Below are 545 nucleotides of genomic sequence, written 5' to 3'. Positions count from 1 at the left end.
CAGCGACTCGCTGGCTCATTCTACAAAAGGCACGCCGTCACAACTAAAAGTTGCTCCGACTGCTCGTGGGCGCACGGTTTCAGGTACTGTTTCACTCCCCTCCCGGGGTGCTTTTCACCTTTCCCTCACGGTACTGGTGCGCTATCGGTCACAGGGTAGTACTCAGGCTTGGATGGTGGTCCACCCAGGTTCGGACCGGGTTTCACGTGCCCGGCCCTACTCAGGGACCGCGTCGCGCCGTCCGGTCTGGGTTCGCGTACGGGGCTGTCACCCGCTGCGGCCGGCCCTCCCATGCCGTTCCGCTCCCCAGCCGGACCTGCGCCCGGGGGCGGCAGCCCCCGGATGCGCGGCCCTGCAACCCCGCCGGCGGAACCCCTGCCGGGTATCCCCGCTCGACGGTTTGGCCATCGGTCCCCTTTCGCTCGCCGCTACTCGGGGAGTCTCGAGATTGATTTCCTCTCCTCCGGGTACTTAGATGTTTCAGTTCCCCGGGTTGTCCTCCCGGCCCCTATGTGTTCGGGGTCGGGATATCCACACTGCTGTGG

The 545-nt window shown here is 65.5% G+C and carries 1 rRNA gene (only partly in view); it reads right to left on the bottom strand.

Going from position 1 to position 545, the window contains the following annotated elements:
* Positions 1-545 (bottom strand): 23S ribosomal RNA (locus DXD49_RS09815) (it extends past both window edges: 2,441 nt to the left, 308 nt to the right).

The sequence above is a fragment of the Collinsella sp. TM05-38 genome (assembly GCF_003466445.1).
GTDB lineage: Bacteria > Actinomycetota > Coriobacteriia > Coriobacteriales > Coriobacteriaceae > Collinsella.
This window is presented reverse-complemented; position numbering and strand designations above follow the sequence as displayed.